Here is a 14810-nt window from a genome sequence, read left to right on the forward strand (position 1 = left end):
GATTTAGCTTCCCAATAACGCCTGTTCCATTTGTTTCCTGAATCCTTCATCGCCCAATTGCAAACGTTGGGCATAGAATGCCTTCGCATCTTCGCCTGCAACATACCTTAATTTATCTTTACCGTCCGTAGCAGCTTCATAAACCACTTCGGCAATTTCTTCTGCCGGCGTAAAATGATCTTCATTAATACCTGCAAACATAAGCGATACCCATTTTTCGTAAGCAGGATGTGATGACATATCAGCGGACCGGCTCAGGAAATCCGTTTGAATGCCACCGGGAGAAACAGTTTTAATCCCAACGCCGATTTTCTTTAATTCAAAAGCCATGCTTTCACTCCAACCTTCCAAAGCCCATTTTGTAGCATGATATACCGAGCTGAATGGAAAGGTAATAAGCCCACCTATCGACGTGGTTGTTATAAAAAGTCCTTGTTTTTTTTCCCTGAAATAAGGAATGAATGCCTGTGTAACACGAATAACGCCTAAAATATTGGTGTCTAACTGGCGAACCAATTGTTCGTCGGTGGTCGATTCCAAAGGTCCCATCAATCCATAACCTGCATTATTAAACACGACATCAATATTGCCTGCTGCAATTGCCTTCTGTGTTGTTTCTTTAATCTGTTTAAGGTCGGTAACATCCAATGGCAACAGGGTAATGTTGTCAATCAAAGTTAACTCTTTTTCAATTTCAGGCTTACGCATGGTTGCAATAACCTTCCAACCCCTGGAAGCAAATAATTTTGCTGCTGCTTTTCCTAAGCCTGTGGAGGCTCCTGTGATAAAAATTGTCTTCATTTTTTCTAATTTGAAGTACAAAATTCTATTATTTGGGTTTCCGGTAAGTGTCCAAACCGGCGATTATTGTAGCCAAAATGACCCTTTGAAAATGACACCCTGGCTATGACAAAATGAGGGCAATTTTAAGCATTGCGTAGAATATGAAGCCATTTTCACCTTTTATTTCTTTTTTTTGCTATAAATAACCAAAAAAGGAAATAAAATGACATATGTTAAACTCAATAACATTTCCTATAAAAATTTGCCGGGGGGAGAGGTAACAACATAATTGCCTAAATTTATTAGGTTATAGACAATCAATATTCGCCTGAGGCGGTTTGACTATTTCTGGCGGGGTTTAGACATCCAAAACCTAGAATAATATATCATGATTTTCAGCATAAAAGAAAATTTCAATTTGGCCCTTTACGGAATTACCGGTGTGGCGACAAATAGAAATTGGGCTGCTACTGGCATGATGCTAATGAATAAAATGTGGCAGCAGGTAAAAGCCAATAATTTGGAACATAAAGGGATTAACATTTGGGTATATGAAGAGGGCGATAAAATGTTTGCGGGGGTTGAATTAATGACCCCTCCCCCACCGGGTACGGAGTTGGAGCTAAAGCAGGTCCGTATGACAGGATATGTCTACTACAAGCATATCGGCCCCTATAATAAAATTGCAGAAGCTTGTTCCCGCCTGCAGGAGGAACTGCGGCAGGAAGGAATAAAGACGCATCTACCCTACCTGGAGATCTATGGCCATTGGACGGAAAATCCTTCTCAACTGGAAACGGAAATATTGTGGAGCCTGAAGTAAATATATTATTCCGGTTTCAGAAATAAATGCTCCAAACGTTTGCCGATGAAAGGCTTTTTAACTGGCACGCCGCAATGTTTCCGACAGGACGAAGCGGGATGCACAAAATTGTTGTCGGCGACTATCGGGATAATTCTAAAGAAGACCCGATACAAGTCATGTCTGGCCCGATGGGCAGAGAAAAAGTACATTTTCAGGCTCCGGATTCCGAATTACTGAGAGAAGAAATGTCTGAATTGATAGGTTGGTTCAATAATGTTCAGTCCGGAACTGTAGCTTGGTTTGGTTTTAATAATGAAGCTAAATTAAAAACTGACCCGTGCTGAAAAGTCACCATTTAGAATAAGTAAGCGGCGGACCTACTCTTTTTAAACCATATTCATGAAAGAATTTGTCCTTGTCCTCGTCCGTCTTTATATTCTTGGCAGCGCCTTCGCTGATATCTTTAAACATCTTTTCCATTTTGCCGGCTGGCTGAAAAAACATCAATAGCTTGGATTCCCCTTCGCCGATCTTTGCAAAAGCGTGGGGAACATTCCTCGGCCCAAAAACCGTGTCACCCGCTTTGGCCGTAAAAGTTTCTTCGCCTATTTTAAATAAAAATTCCCCTTTTAGTATATACCAAAATTCATCTTGCTCGTAATGCAGATGAAATGAAGGGCCACCTTCTTTTACCCTTGTCGATTCAAATACATATGCATCACCATCAGTGTCGGTCGTGGACACCTTTGTGTAAAAGGTATCTCCTTCAAATAAAGAAATGGGTTTACCGAAGCGGTCTTTTCCGGAGTCAACTTTAATACCCTTATCTCCTCGTTTTTTCCTATTGTATTTTGCCATACCGGCAAAGGGGGCAGCCAGGGATGCGGCAGCAGCTAAAGAAATTTTCAAAAATAGATTGCGTTTCATAAAAAATGGTTTAAAGTATTTGTTTTTTGGGAGGAGAATGCCTGCTTGTGATATGACGCACAATTCCCAAATGTACACAATGATATAAAAAAAAATTTCGTAAATACCCCTTTTAAATCATCCCAAAAATACAAAAGCCTTGAAATTCGTTAGAATCAAGGCTTTTATTATATAACGGTGGTCCCGACAGGAAAACTCTATACTATTGAAGATCAGTATTTTGTCTTGTTTGTCGATAGTTTTGTCGATCTGCGCCAAAGAACTTAGGTATTTCTTACCTTAATTTATTCCGGTAAACTTGTCTGTATAAAAATAGGAGAAAAGCCACTATTGAGGAAATAACGATCTTTTGTAGCAATGGTTCGAATTCTGTCTTCCCGGCCAATGACTGGCAAGAGGCTGAATCAAAAGGTCGATACAGCCTCTTTTATTCGGGTCCCTGATGAAGGCAATTTCCGTTTAAGCGATTCTCAGGCCTCCTGGTATTGTCTGTAAAAAGTTACCCTGTATAAAAAGCTGAACGATACCGCAAGTCCTATTCCCAGGTACACATACTGGATAAGAGGAGTAAGATAGTGTATACCTTCACTTGAGGAAAATTCCGGCAGGCTGTATTTAACAATTCTATAATATTTATTTTGATCTGACTTGCCTCTGTTTTGGTATCCTTATCCGAAAATTCCCTGAAGTCGAATCGGATAAGGAAGCATTTATTGGATTTGATATTACAGGAAAAGAATGCGATGGCGGATTTCATGCTTTTCATTGCCATGATATCTCCAGCATCCTTAGTGAAAAATTCGGTTTAAAAACAAATGAATATGGGCTTTCCCAGGAAAGGGATGATTGGACTGCCGTCATAGATTTTATAAACGATCAGAAAAATGGGTATGAGCCTGTACCGTGGTTCTTTTGTAAATCTAAATTAATAATCAAAGCACACTATGACATTTGAAAAATATCAAAACTGCCTGTACAAGCCGGAAAATTTGTTAGAGGGATATAACTATCAAGTTAAACTCGGAATAGATCTATTTGAGAATTGTGCTGATATTGAGGCGTTCAAGCAATGCCTAAAGAAAGCATATCCGCGCTCTACGCCAGAATCAGTCACACTAATCAGATTATCACATACCGATTTTTGGAAAGAAATAAATATCGGAATGTTTTATCGTGGTGATTCTGCGGCGGGAGTGGAACTATCGGAAAAAAGCCAGGAGCAATTCGAAATATTGCACAAGGAATACATAGACTTTATCAGCGGATATATTGATCCCGACACCAATATATACAGCTACCCGGATGAAACCGGAATACCTGGGTATCCTGTATGGTGGGACTATCGGTTTATCCTTCTATCTCAAACGGGCAATAGTCTTTTCATTTATGGCTCAGCATCCGATTAAACTGTGGAACATCTAACATGCAAGCGTCTATATCTCCAATTTCTCTCCTTGTACGGTATTGAAGTGGTTTGACAAGTTCCATGAAAGTACTTAGGCAACGAAGTCGTATCCCTCCGGTGAAGCTCCATCTAGGGGAAATCGAAGTAACTTATGCGCTTGTGCAAAAAGTAAGATTTAATTCAATGGCTTCATCTTACTACCTTTTGATAATTTAGACAGCAGTTTCCGAGAACCTAATGCGAGATTGGTTTTTCCCCTATTATAATTGCGCAGCAGAATAGCCGCGTAAACGTTGTTCTTTTCTATTGAAAATTGTGCAAGGTACCCCCGAACGAGGCCGCCGTGACCTATAAAGTCCAACTTTTTATATCTTGCAAGCATAAAACCCAACCCATAATAACTGCCACCTGGGGGAGTAACTTGCATTTCCCGAAGGCTTTCCGGCTCGAGCAAGGTTGTCTTTCCCATCAGTGCTATTACAAATTTTGCCAGATCAAGGGAAGTTGAGTAAATACCACCACAGGGTACTGTGTAACCACCCAATGTGCTGTCTAACCCCCCCTGCGAGGAATGGTTTTTGTTTATTTTGTCTTTTAAATTCTTCTTGGAATTAACGAAACCCTCTGCAAGTTCGGCCATCTTATTTTCGGGCATCAAAAAAAAGGTTTTATCCATGTGTAGCGGCGTAAATATCCTTTGTTGCACCATTTGAATATATGGGACACCCGAAGCCCGTTCGAGGGCTAGCCCAAGCAGGGCATACCCTATGTTAGAATACTGATAACTGGTTCCGGGGCTACTGTTGAACGAAGTATAAGGAATACTGGATAATAATTTACTTTCCCATTGGTCCACCGGGCCCAAACTCGCACCGGGCATATCCGGCTCGCGTTTCAGCCCTGAAGTATGCGACGCCAATTGACGAAAGGTGATGATTGTCTTGTCTGAATAACCTTTCAGGGATTTTATTTCCGGCAGATATTTTTCGACAGGATCATCCAGCTTTACCTTTCTTTCTTCTACAAGTTGCATTAATATAGCAGCCGTAAATGTTTTGGTAATAGAGCCGATACGATAGATAGTGTTGGTGTCTGCAGCAATATCTTTGTCCCGGGTTGCGTAGCCAAACGCACCCGCCCATATGACCTTGCCGTTTTTTATTATCGCTGCGGATATACTGCCATGAACGTCGTCTTTCTTTGTAGCTCTACTTAGCCGATTAGCAAATTCTGTAATTACACGGGAATCTCGGGAACTCTCCTGACCAGTGCAAAATTGGTAAGGCGCAATTAAAGCACAAATAAACATGAACACGATAGATAAAGCTTTTCTTTTCATGATACTAAAATAATTAATTCTAAGAGAATTATTTACGATGGGTAAGGTAAAGTCGCTGATAGATTGGACGGAAAATCCTTCTCAATTGGAAACGGAAATATTGTGGAGCCTGAAGTAAATATATTATTCCGGTTTCAGAAATAAATGCTCCAAACGTTTGCCGGCGGAAGATTTGTGGTGCTAACCCGAGAATTATCTAACCAGTTACTAACTGATTTCGAGTCATTTACCACCCTTTCATTTGAAAGTCAGCGAAATATAGTAATATTGTATCCCACAATATTTGATCCCCTAAAGTCATGAGACTGTTACTGCTTTTGTTCTTAACACTGACGAGCTCCATGCTCTATTCACAACAAATAAAAATCCGTACTCCTGACAAAAGGCAAGTTGAAGTAGAAATTTTTAATAAAGCGGCAGTGAACCAACTCTTAGTACAATTCAATGGCAAACAGGATAACTCCCTTCGCAAGCAATGGACAGCAAGGACTTTTGTTCTTTCGAATGGAAAAATTCTTATCGAGTTCTATGACAGGCAAGCGGCCTTAATAGGTGATCTTAATGATTTTAAAAAGTTAGTGAGAGTGCGATTTGTAAAGAATAATATAAGTTTTCTCAAAAAGAATATCTCTTATAAAATTGAAATGAGTGTTAAAGAAGGGAATGATATCTTAAAAAATGAGCATCCTAAAAAACTTGACAGTTTGAAAAGTGACATGCCTGAATATTTTTATTTTGAAGTTTATGAGTTAGCGACAGGCCAAATTCTCCTTCTCGACAAATCTCAAAACCGGGAAAAAGCAACCATATACGAAAACTTAAAGGCTTTGTCTTCAGAAAACTCTACAATACAGGAGCAGGTTTACGGCTCAACGGATGACGAATATTTAATGAAGAGATTAGCATCTGGTGATGCCTTATTCGATTACGAGACCAATGGACAGATTCTATACCCAAAGTACATAAACGATTTGGTTAAGAACCATCGGCTGACTCTCTTCGAAAAGAAGGTTTATGTTGAACAGTTCTATGGAAATTTGTACAAATCTGAAAGAGGATATTATGTCCTTGTTAACGAAGTAGATCAAGAGAACGGAGCAGGAAGTAAAATGCAGATATTGACCGTGCGTATCTATAAAAAATTACAGCAAGTAAGAGATGCACAAAAGGCCTATGAACAATTCAAGGAGTTAGGTGTAAGATCGGAACATTTTTATCAGAAAGTTTCAGATAAGTATGGAGAAAAATTCCCGGATTTTGTTCCGCAACTAATCGACTCACTACCCTAATTATTAAACTTCGACAAAGCCCAGCTTTTATTTGACAGCGCCGGAATCGACTTAGTTGATGAAGCTATTGAATGGAACAGCGATAACTATAGATTGTTTGACACGCTATTTCCTTCAGTACTTGCATATTATGGCTATTGTTATATGACCGACAAAAAAGATGGTAAATGGTCGATGTACTTTGATAAAGAATCCAACGTTTGGGTGCCAGAAGTAAAACTTAATGACGGAAGCTCAGCATGGGATTGGATCGATTTTTATAAGGACTTGTCTGAAGGACCTATTCCGTTACGTTCGGTAGGAGACTGGGACGGGAAAAGGAAAGAAATGCGTAAACGCCTTAATGAAGAATCCAGCAACTAGAAAGATTATTTATAAATGGTTGCCGCAAAATATGCCATATAATGGCTTACAATCAAGTGTGGTCCCGGCAGGACCGACAACCCCTTAATTTGTTATTTCGTCTAACACCTACAGAGTCCCACCAAAGCCAATATAGATAACGGTTATACAAATTTCTCCTTTTATATTTCAGTTAAGTAGGGTTCCAATAAATTAAGATGGATTAAGAAAAAACGACAACAAAACCGACAACCGTATTATATATTAACTATCTTCAATATACAATTAAGATAATATGATACGGGTAAAGTTTAACCTTAGACGAATGAAAAGCGAAAAGCCGGAAGCAATTTATCTTATTGCCCGGTGGAATGGCAACCGGCTTGTTTACCCAACCCGGTTAAGCATAATACCTAAAAATTGGAATATTAAAGCCCAGGAAATCAGGAACGTAATACAAGAGCCAAACCGGGACAGTTTTAACCGTACCCTGAAAGACTTAAAAGCGGCTGTATCCCGGCTCTATGCCCTATCTATTGAATGCCAGGACCCTTTAACAGTTGAAGTATTAAGAGATCGGTTAAATGAACATACAGGCCGAAATGATGCCCCGGATAAACATTTTTGGGGATTCCTGGACAATTTCATTACTAATGCCGGTAAGCGCACAGGTAGGAGCGGCAAACTTTTAGCCATGCCTACCATACGCAAATATAAAACAACGGTTTCTGACCTTAGAGCCTTCGAAAAGGAAACCCGCCGCCGCATTGATTTTAATATCATCGACACGGATTTCTACACCGATTTTAAAGATTACCTGACCCAGGTAAAAAAGATGAAAACAAATTCAGTCGGCAAGACTATTGCCATTCTCAAAGTCTTTTTGAATGAGGCTGCAATAGCTGGAATAGGGGGAATGAATATTGAACGGATAAAAAGAAACTTTAAGGTTATTTCAGAAAGCGTGGCGTCCGTTTACCTGAGTGAAAGCGAATTAGAAGCCCTCTACAAACTGGACCTTTCAGAGAATAAACGGCTGGACCGGATACGTGATCTTTTTTTAATCGGATGCTACACCGGGCTAAGGGTAAGTGACTTTACAAACATTAAAATACACAATATTAAGAGTGGAAACCTGGATTTACATGAGACCAAAACAGGAGAACGGGTTGTAATTCCGATCCATGAGACGGTTGAAATGATATTGCAAAAATACAATGGCATTCCCCCGCCGAAAATATCAGATCAGAAATTGAATGAGTATGTTAAGGAACTATGCAAAGAGGCTAAAATAAGTGAACAGATGGAAATACAAGCCACTAAAGGAGGCCAGCGCATTACAGAGGTGTTTGAAAAATGGCAATTGGTAAGCAGCCATACTGCTCGCCGGTCCTTTGCTACCAATATGTATAAAGCCGGTATTCCGGCACAAACTATAATGAAAATTACCGGCCATAAGAAAGAAAGTACCTTCCTAAAATATATTAAGTTATCGGGAAGTGAACATGCCGAAATAATGCGCACACATTGGCATACAGCTACAGAAAAAAAACGGCAATTAACCGCTAGTAAATAGTATCCAAAATGATAGATATTGAAAAGATTGCCGATATCATAAGGCCAAAGGAGACGGTAATTAAGCTGATACCTGACACTGACCCCACGAAGGAAGCGCAAGGACCAATATTTCAAGATAAGCCATTTAATAAAAAAATATATCAGGCAAGAGATATAAGGGATTTTGCCAAACGAAAGGAGTATTTGTTATCGGTCATAGAGAAAGAAAAGGAAAAGGAAAATACCCCTCAATTTACATCCTTCCCACAAATTATAATTAATGGGGAAACCTTAAATTTTGAAAAATTCGGTCTTCCGAAAGAGATACGATTAAAACCAAACTTGGAGTTAATTAGCCAATGCGAAGTGGAAATTAAGCAGGTAAATGATTTAATTCGTATTAAGCAAATAGTTGCCGAATACAGTGCTATAGAGGGCGAAAATGAAAGGATTTATTATTTGCTACATGCTTCGGACGGAATTACAGATAATGGCTATTATCCGCCTCAATATTATTCGAAAAATGAATTTTCTCAAATCCTTGCGGCTGCAACCTACGACCTTAGACAAATTAATAGTAATAATATACAACTGCAGGTCGGTGAGCCACTCAAACCCGAAATCACAACACGGGGAATTGCTTTGTATTTCTATTATTTAGCCCGTTGTGGTGCGGGGCCGGTAACAACAAATAATGCCGGGCCATTGGCTGCAAAATTTGGAAAGACCTCACCCAATAGCGGAAAAGATTTATATAATCATTACTTAAAAATATTGAAAGATGAAAAGGCGAGAATGGGAATTTCAGGCAACGCGAACGCCGACAATTCCAAGGTGAATAATCTAAAAATTGCCATTGAATTACTTAGAACAGGCGATAATAAACAGGCCTTAAAACTTGCTATTAGTGAATTTGATAGTTTAAAAAATGGCTATGACAAAAGGCATTGACCCCTTTACTGCTAACTTAATTTATTATATGTATATCTCTGATAATCATTTATATAATACTCGTAAAAAGGTTTTACCCACTTGATGCCTCCTTACCATTTAACGCCCTTTGCATTTTGCAGCAGAAATAAAAATCATTTCAGCTATGCAAAATCAATCAAAAATTTTACATGTAGAAAGCGTCACCAGTAATTCACTGCTAGACGCCCTCAGTGACCTATTAGACCAAAAATTCTCAAAGTTTAACGGATCATCCACGCCAAAGAACCCGGACGCATTTATTACCCGCCAGGACGTAGCCGACCTATTTAAAATTTCCCTACCTACGGTCCATTCCTGGATGAATGTGGGTATCCTTACCCCGTACAAGATCGGCAACAAGACCCGGTTCCTGCTAAGTGAAGTAAAAGCCGCCGCCGTCCTTGCTGGCGGTAAAAGGGAGGTAAGTCATGTATAATTCAACCACGATTTTAACCCGGAAGGAAGGGGCTATTATCACCGCCCTAGATGAACTGTCCCTGTTCATAGCCCTTTCAAAAAGAAAACACCGTTCACAAGTAGCAACGGCAATAACATGCCTTCATACTTTCCCTACAAATCTAAGGGCATACGCGCCCTGCACAATTGGTAACGGTCGCCGGGAATGGGCCGCAGATTGTTATGTAACTATGGCGAAGGAAGTATTGGTATTGGCAATTCTGGGCCGTGGCAGCAAGCTAAACTCCGCCGCTTGTGCCCGGCGATACCTTGGCAATGCCTTGCAAGAGATACAAACCCTATTGAGCAAATAAAACCACCTGGACAAACAATAGGGCCATGATTGACGGTATCCAACTTACTTATTACGCTCCTTGTAATACCCATTTAACGGGCTTGTCATGCTGGGAGGTAACCGTAAATGAGCAGACCGGGGAAAAGGTAGACGATATACGCCGGACCTCCTTCCGGGGGCTGAACCTGGAACTAAAACCCGCGGCCACCGGCCACCGCCTTACTATTAATGGCAGTTTGCACAAGTACCACAACGGAGGAAGCCATAATACAAATGATTTCCCCTTTGCCGGTCTACAAAATGTAGTTAGCGGTCTTTCCTTTGCTCTTGGTCTACAGCCGGGAGAAATGGAGATACACGGTATCGAAATCGGGATAAACGTCCCTTTGCCCTTTCCACCGCTCAGGGTGTTAAATAATGCCGTTTGTTTTAAAAATAAAGCCTTTCGGCCTATTCATAAGCGGAACAAGCGTAAAGGGCTGGTTTGCTGTCTTTGGGACTATGAGGTAAAACTGTACGACAAGGCAGAACAAAGCGGGATGGATTGCGGCGATATTTTACGAGTCGAAGTGAAGGTTAACAAAATGCGATACCTACAGGGGTATGGCCTTTTTACCCTGAATGATTTAACCGATCAAAGTAAAGTATACCCGCTTGCCCAGGTGCTTACCGGTCTACTTGATGGGATAATTTGGACGGATAAGACCGCCGATTTAAACAGAATGAGCAACCGGGAACAAAAACAATGGCTTTATCTAGGTAACCCGATAAGCTGGGAAGGAATGAATAAATACCAGCTAAGGGATAATAGAAAGAAGCTGACCGGGTTGTTTACCCGTTATGCCGGTAACCCAGTTGCTGAGATCGTTTCCCCCCTTTTAGTTGACACCTGGAACCGGCAATTTATATACGGTTTTGAAGCGCATAACCCGCCACCTTTTCACCGGCAGGTAAATAATTCGGAAGCGGATAAAATCCCCACCTTTTCACCGCTTGAATGTATCAGGGAAAAAGTGATTGATCGACCTGCAAATTCTATTCAACGCCTTACAGGTTTTTGTATTGAAGAAAAGGGAATAAACAGTGAACGTATATTTTGTGCGAAAAATGCACAAACGGCTCATAGTTGTATTTCGTGTGGGCGGGATATATCCATTCAGCAAAACCATAGCCGTTTTTGTTCTGAACTACTTTACGGGCAAAGGGCAAAACAATGCCGTAATAAGGACAGCAATAGGCGGCGGGATTTGAAACGGATGATTACCCAGGCCATGAGGCGAAACTGCTTAGTTACGGTTTATCGTGGAATCAGTCACGCTACTTGTACCCTGCATCCCAGGGAGATAACTATTTGCCGGGAATGGTTGGATAGTGTACAGCGAATTGAAATCCTCCCAGGAAACCGGAAAGAAAGCACTTACCTAAAAATTAACCATTATTCAAAAAAACAAAATCATGAGAAATTACAAAGTTCACACCCCCCACGAAATTGAACGTTATAAAAAACAATTCGCCATTTTAAAAAGTCGGGGAATGTTACAAAGGGATATTGCTAAAGCGTTAGGCGTATCCATAACGACAATCAGCAAATGGGCAAATGATTTACCTATGGGACTATATTTTACCATTCGGAAGGGGATGCAAAAGAGATTGATTGCTTTAAATGAGGACAAAGGGACACCCGCAATGGACATTTATAATCTTGCTAATGCCCTGAGCGGAATCGAGAAAACGATAAGCAAGTTATCTAAAGATGAATAGCCTATTTGACCGTAAGGATATAGCCCGATCAAAGGGTTTTCCCTGAGCAGGAAGGCGCAAAGAACGATTTAACCCACCGGGGGTATGCTTCAAAAAGAGTTCAATAAAGTGCGCATTTTGGCGGTTCATATTTACGAAACAAAAAAGCTCATTTCAGTTAAATTTTGGTTTGAACACATGGCAAAGACAATACAAGTCTGTAAAGACGAAAAAATGCCTCCGGGCGTACTTAGAGCCTACCATTACTATTTGAAGGGCTTAACGGCCAAAGAAACCGGTAAATTGATTAACGTATCCCCCCGGACGGTCCAACGTTGGGCAAGTGAATACGAATTTAAGGAAAAGGCCTCCCCCGACACCTTACAACAAAAAACTGCCCGGTTATTTGAACAAGGATTTAGTTATAGGGAAATAGCGGAGACGATCAAAAAAAGTAAAACCACGGTTTATTATTATCTAAGGGAAGGCCGGAAAGGGTCCCAGGGCAAAAGGGGTTAAAAAAAACCAAATTGAAAGGGTCATTTTTTGTTCTCAAACTGGGATTGGTCAAACTGTTCATCTATTACCTCTAATAACCTAAAAAGATTTTTGAGGTCCTGAATATAGGAATCCAAAAAAGTATCTAGCCCCACCTTTAAGTTATCATTGAGGTAGGATAGAAATACATTTCGGGTGTTACGATTAAAACGGTTGGCCGGAACCACATTTACAAAATATTCAAATTCATCATGAAGGTTTTGGCTAATAGTATATTTGACTTTTGAGGTTTTCTTGCCTTCCTTGTTGAAATACTTTTCGTAAAATTCTTCATCAATAGTTTCTAACAGGCTCAAAAAATTTGATAGGTCCCGAATATGAGAACCGATAAATGAATCTACTCCCGTATTTAGTCGATTTTCAAGATAAGACAAGGAAACTTTCCGGGTAGTCCGAATAAATCGTTTTGCTGGGACCAGCCAAATGAAAATTCCAAACTCTTGTTTAAGAGTTTTATTGATTTCATCCTTTACCGGTTTTGCTTTTTCGAACTTGCCTCCCATTAATACATGCTTTTAGTAATTAGATTAAAAAACACCTCAGCCAGGAATAGCAAGAGGGGTTATTCCAAACCTTAATTCAAAAGGTTGTAGTGATAATATCCGTTATCACTATTTTTAAGAATCTACACCTGTGCAATTATGCACTGAAAGTAACCCGCCAATTAAGCCGGAAATTATTGCGATGTTTAGCATACTCCCTTATGTTTGGAGTCTGTGTAAGGAAGGACCTGGGAGGGAGAAAATAATAAAGGGCAGGCCCCGTCTTACGTTGGAAGGGCACGACCAAGCGCCCGAAGCAAGTAAGCTGATAGAGGCCCACCCCATATCCTGAAATAGTATGGTGTGGGCTTTGCTATCATCTGCGCTTCTTTTGCCGGAAAAATTTTCATTGTTCCGTGAAATTGGTCGTTTCTTCCAAGCCAGACTTATAGCGAAGCCTTCAATTATAGAAGGTCGCAAAAATACGATATTAGCACTATGCACGCCTAATCACGAGCATTACAGCCAATCAGAGCCTTAACCAGAAATTCAATAAATGAAATCTAAAAATATAGAAAAAAATAATATAACTATGATCATTTCACAGTTTTAAATGAAATAATCAAAGTTTACTTTGCTCATTTCACAGATAACCCTGAAAATGAATACATTAGTGATCCATATATTTGTTTGAGGAATTAATAAATGTATGGATCAAAAAATGACTTATAACCGAATCAAAGAGGTTTTGGCTAGGAAAGGGAGAACCGTAAAGTCATTGGCCGAACATTTACAGGTTCACGACACAACGGTAAGTACTTGGTGTTCGAACCGCAATCAACCTCCTATCCCGACTTTTTACAAAATCAGTCAGTTTTTGGACGTTGAAATTTTTGATCTCTTCAATGCAAAAAAGGAAATTAAGCCTATTCAAAAGCAGAAGTGATGTATTGACACCTGAAAGAATAGGGTAGGCTCAAACTAAATCACTACTTAGCTAAAAGCACACACCGGTCGTAATCTTCTCAAAGGGAGCAAATCAATTTTTTCGACAACAAAAACGACAACAAGGAGTAAATAAAAATACCTCAAACAATTGTAAATCAATTACTTGAGGCGGTCAGGTGGTGGTCCCGGCAGGAATCGAACCTGCATCTAAAGTTTAGGAAACTTCTATTCTATCCATTGAACTACGGGACCATTTGTTTTTGCCGGAAAGTCATAATTCGGAAATGTAATTCCTTTCAGGCAAACCATCTATTGTCGGGCCTTCAGCCTGGATGCCAAAGCATCAATAGTTTGGGGCGCAAAAATAATACATTATGCCGGTAATTCCTTACTTTCATCGACAGTAAATATTCCTTATGCACAGACCAGCAATGGCCCGCCTTTCAGCACTCCTCCTCGTATTGTCCGCTTCCGTAATGTGTTCCCTTTCAGCAAGTTCGCAGGGTCCCCATTTCAGCCATACCACTATATATGTGGTGGATCTGGCCAAAAGCGCGGATTTTTATGAAAATGTGCTGCAATTAAAAAAAATCGACGAACCCTTCCATGATAACAAACATGTCTGGTTTAAGGTGGGTGATCACTCCCAATTACATGTCGTTTCGGGAGCAAAAGAGCCTGTAGCTCACGATATCAATATACATCTTGCCTTTAGCGTGCCCTCGCTGGCGGTTTTTACCCGGCACCTGGATGAAGCCCATATCAAATACGGCAATTGGGCGGGAAATACCAAGGACCCCCAGGTCAGGCCGGATGGGATCAAACAGGTCTATCTGCAGGATCCGGAAGGGTACTGGATCGAGGTGAATGACGATAAATTCTGATGCATTGCCGGTATAAACCTATATTTGC

General features: G+C 40.3%; 17 protein-coding genes and 1 tRNA gene. 13 read left to right on the plus strand and 5 right to left on the minus strand.

What is annotated here, in order from left to right; all coding sequences use genetic code 11:
- Positions 1-3: 3 nt before the first annotated feature.
- Positions 4-801, minus strand: coding sequence for an SDR family oxidoreductase (locus ACX0G9_RS20270; protein ID WP_459066773.1), 798 nt, complete (start codon positions 799-801; stop codon positions 4-6).
- Between the two features lie 370 nt (positions 802-1171).
- On the opposite strand from ACX0G9_RS20270, the gene ACX0G9_RS20275 reads away from it, so the two are divergent.
- Together ACX0G9_RS20275 and ACX0G9_RS20280 are read left to right on the plus strand one after the other, a co-directional pair.
- A complete protein-coding gene (locus ACX0G9_RS20275; protein WP_459066774.1) occupies positions 1172-1606 on the plus strand; it encodes a GyrI-like domain-containing protein in 435 nt (144 codons plus the stop codon).
- Positions 1607-1632: 26 nt separating this feature from the next.
- Positions 1633-1932 carry a hypothetical protein gene (locus ACX0G9_RS20280; RefSeq protein ID WP_459066775.1) on the plus strand — a complete coding sequence of 100 codons (300 nt, stop codon included), beginning with the start codon at positions 1633-1635 and terminating at the stop codon, positions 1930-1932.
- A 4-nt stretch (positions 1933-1936) separates the two neighbouring features.
- Here ACX0G9_RS20280 and ACX0G9_RS20285 read toward each other — a convergent pair whose 3' ends face one another.
- A complete protein-coding gene (locus tag ACX0G9_RS20285; protein WP_459066776.1) occupies positions 1937-2593 on the minus strand; it encodes a cupin domain-containing protein in 657 nt (218 codons plus the stop codon).
- 866 nt (positions 2594-3459) lie between these two features.
- Here ACX0G9_RS20285 and ACX0G9_RS20290 point away from each other — a divergent pair.
- Positions 3460-3921: a hypothetical protein gene (locus ACX0G9_RS20290; RefSeq protein ID WP_459066777.1), complete on the plus strand. Its 462-nt coding sequence runs from the start codon at positions 3460-3462 to the stop codon at positions 3919-3921.
- Between the two features lie 174 nt (positions 3922-4095).
- Here ACX0G9_RS20290 and ACX0G9_RS20295 read toward each other — a convergent pair whose 3' ends face one another.
- A complete protein-coding gene (locus ACX0G9_RS20295) occupies positions 4096-5259 on the minus strand; it encodes a serine hydrolase domain-containing protein (RefSeq protein WP_459066778.1) in 1164 nt (387 codons plus the stop codon).
- A 341-nt stretch (positions 5260-5600) separates the two neighbouring features.
- Between ACX0G9_RS20295 and ACX0G9_RS20300 the strand changes: the two genes are divergently transcribed.
- The 8 genes from ACX0G9_RS20300 (at position 5601) to ACX0G9_RS20335 (ending at position 12429) form a co-directional block, all read left to right on the plus strand.
- Positions 5601-6548 carry a hypothetical protein gene (locus ACX0G9_RS20300; protein WP_459066779.1) on the plus strand — a complete coding sequence of 316 codons (948 nt, stop codon included), beginning with the start codon at positions 5601-5603 and terminating at the stop codon, positions 6546-6548.
- A gap of 144 nt (positions 6549-6692) precedes the next feature.
- Positions 6693-6911, plus strand: a complete 219-nt coding sequence (locus ACX0G9_RS20305) for a hypothetical protein (RefSeq protein WP_459066780.1) — start codon at positions 6693-6695, stop codon at positions 6909-6911.
- Positions 6912-7215: 304 nt separating this feature from the next.
- The gene (locus tag ACX0G9_RS20310) at positions 7216-8466 is read left to right on the plus strand and encodes a tyrosine-type recombinase/integrase (protein WP_459066781.1); all 1251 of its coding nucleotides are present in this window, start codon (positions 7216-7218) and stop codon (positions 8464-8466) included.
- Positions 8467-8474: 8 nt separating this feature from the next.
- A complete protein-coding gene (locus ACX0G9_RS20315; protein WP_459066782.1) occupies positions 8475-9398 on the plus strand; it encodes a hypothetical protein in 924 nt (307 codons plus the stop codon).
- Positions 9399-9543: 145 nt separating this feature from the next.
- Positions 9544-9855 (plus strand): helix-turn-helix domain-containing protein, encoded by a 312-nt coding sequence (locus ACX0G9_RS20320; RefSeq protein ID WP_459066783.1) that lies wholly within the window; start codon positions 9544-9546, stop codon positions 9853-9855.
- Between the two features lie 359 nt (positions 9856-10214).
- Positions 10215-11663, plus strand: a complete 1449-nt coding sequence (locus ACX0G9_RS20325; RefSeq protein WP_459066784.1) for a hypothetical protein — start codon at positions 10215-10217, stop codon at positions 11661-11663.
- Positions 11626-11931 carry a helix-turn-helix domain-containing protein gene (locus ACX0G9_RS20330; protein ID WP_459066785.1) on the plus strand — a complete coding sequence of 102 codons (306 nt, stop codon included), beginning with the start codon at positions 11626-11628 and terminating at the stop codon, positions 11929-11931. The genes ACX0G9_RS20325 and ACX0G9_RS20330 overlap by 38 nt, the downstream gene beginning before the upstream one ends.
- Before the next feature lie 177 nt (positions 11932-12108).
- Complete coding sequence (locus tag ACX0G9_RS20335) at positions 12109-12429, plus strand: terminase gpP N-terminus-related DNA-binding protein (RefSeq protein ID WP_459066786.1); 321 nt, start codon at positions 12109-12111, stop codon at positions 12427-12429.
- Between the two features lie 20 nt (positions 12430-12449).
- On the opposite strand, the gene ACX0G9_RS20340 is transcribed toward ACX0G9_RS20335, so the two are convergent.
- A complete protein-coding gene (locus ACX0G9_RS20340; protein WP_459066787.1) occupies positions 12450-12971 on the minus strand; it encodes a hypothetical protein in 522 nt (173 codons plus the stop codon).
- Between the two features lie 700 nt (positions 12972-13671).
- On the opposite strand from ACX0G9_RS20340, the gene ACX0G9_RS20345 reads away from it, so the two are divergent.
- Entirely contained in the window at positions 13672-13896 is a 225-nt protein-coding gene (locus tag ACX0G9_RS20345) for a helix-turn-helix transcriptional regulator (RefSeq protein WP_459066828.1), read from the plus strand.
- Between the two features lie 179 nt (positions 13897-14075).
- Here the strand turns inward: ACX0G9_RS20345 and ACX0G9_RS20350 are convergent.
- A tRNA-Arg gene (locus ACX0G9_RS20350) sits at positions 14076-14150 on the minus strand.
- Positions 14151-14314: 164 nt separating this feature from the next.
- On the opposite strand from ACX0G9_RS20350, the gene ACX0G9_RS20355 reads away from it, so the two are divergent.
- Positions 14315-14782, plus strand: a complete 468-nt coding sequence (locus tag ACX0G9_RS20355) for a VOC family protein (RefSeq protein WP_459066788.1) — start codon at positions 14315-14317, stop codon at positions 14780-14782.
- Positions 14783-14810: the final 28 nt, after the last annotated feature.

The organism is Flavitalea flava, from assembly GCF_054461575.1.

Coding starts and splice junctions, on each gene's coding strand:
- ACX0G9_RS20270 (WP_459066773.1), bottom strand. CDS start 801: ATGAAGACAATTTTTATCACAGGAGCCTCCACAGGCTTAGGAAAAGCA.
- ACX0G9_RS20275 (WP_459066774.1), top strand. CDS start 1,172: ATGATTTTCAGCATAAAAGAAAATTTCAATTTGGCCCTTTACGGAATT.
- ACX0G9_RS20280 (WP_459066775.1), top strand. CDS start 1,633: ATGCTCCAAACGTTTGCCGATGAAAGGCTTTTTAACTGGCACGCCGCA.
- ACX0G9_RS20290 (WP_459066777.1), top strand. CDS start 3,460: ATGACATTTGAAAAATATCAAAACTGCCTGTACAAGCCGGAAAATTTG.
- ACX0G9_RS20295 (WP_459066778.1), bottom strand. CDS start 5,259: ATGAAAAGAAAAGCTTTATCTATCGTGTTCATGTTTATTTGTGCTTTA.
- ACX0G9_RS20300 (WP_459066779.1), top strand. CDS start 5,601: ATGCTCTATTCACAACAAATAAAAATCCGTACTCCTGACAAAAGGCAA.
- ACX0G9_RS20305 (WP_459066780.1), top strand. CDS start 6,693: ATGACCGACAAAAAAGATGGTAAATGGTCGATGTACTTTGATAAAGAA.
- ACX0G9_RS20310 (WP_459066781.1), top strand. CDS start 7,216: ATGAAAAGCGAAAAGCCGGAAGCAATTTATCTTATTGCCCGGTGGAAT.
- ACX0G9_RS20315 (WP_459066782.1), top strand. CDS start 8,475: ATGATAGATATTGAAAAGATTGCCGATATCATAAGGCCAAAGGAGACG.
- ACX0G9_RS20320 (WP_459066783.1), top strand. CDS start 9,544: ATGCAAAATCAATCAAAAATTTTACATGTAGAAAGCGTCACCAGTAAT.
- ACX0G9_RS20325 (WP_459066784.1), top strand. CDS start 10,215: ATGATTGACGGTATCCAACTTACTTATTACGCTCCTTGTAATACCCAT.
- ACX0G9_RS20330 (WP_459066785.1), top strand. CDS start 11,626: ATGAGAAATTACAAAGTTCACACCCCCCACGAAATTGAACGTTATAAA.
- ACX0G9_RS20335 (WP_459066786.1), top strand. CDS start 12,109: ATGGCAAAGACAATACAAGTCTGTAAAGACGAAAAAATGCCTCCGGGC.
- ACX0G9_RS20340 (WP_459066787.1), bottom strand. CDS start 12,971: ATGGGAGGCAAGTTCGAAAAAGCAAAACCGGTAAAGGATGAAATCAAT.
- ACX0G9_RS20345 (WP_459066828.1), top strand. CDS start 13,672: ATGACTTATAACCGAATCAAAGAGGTTTTGGCTAGGAAAGGGAGAACC.
- ACX0G9_RS20355 (WP_459066788.1), top strand. CDS start 14,315: ATGCACAGACCAGCAATGGCCCGCCTTTCAGCACTCCTCCTCGTATTG.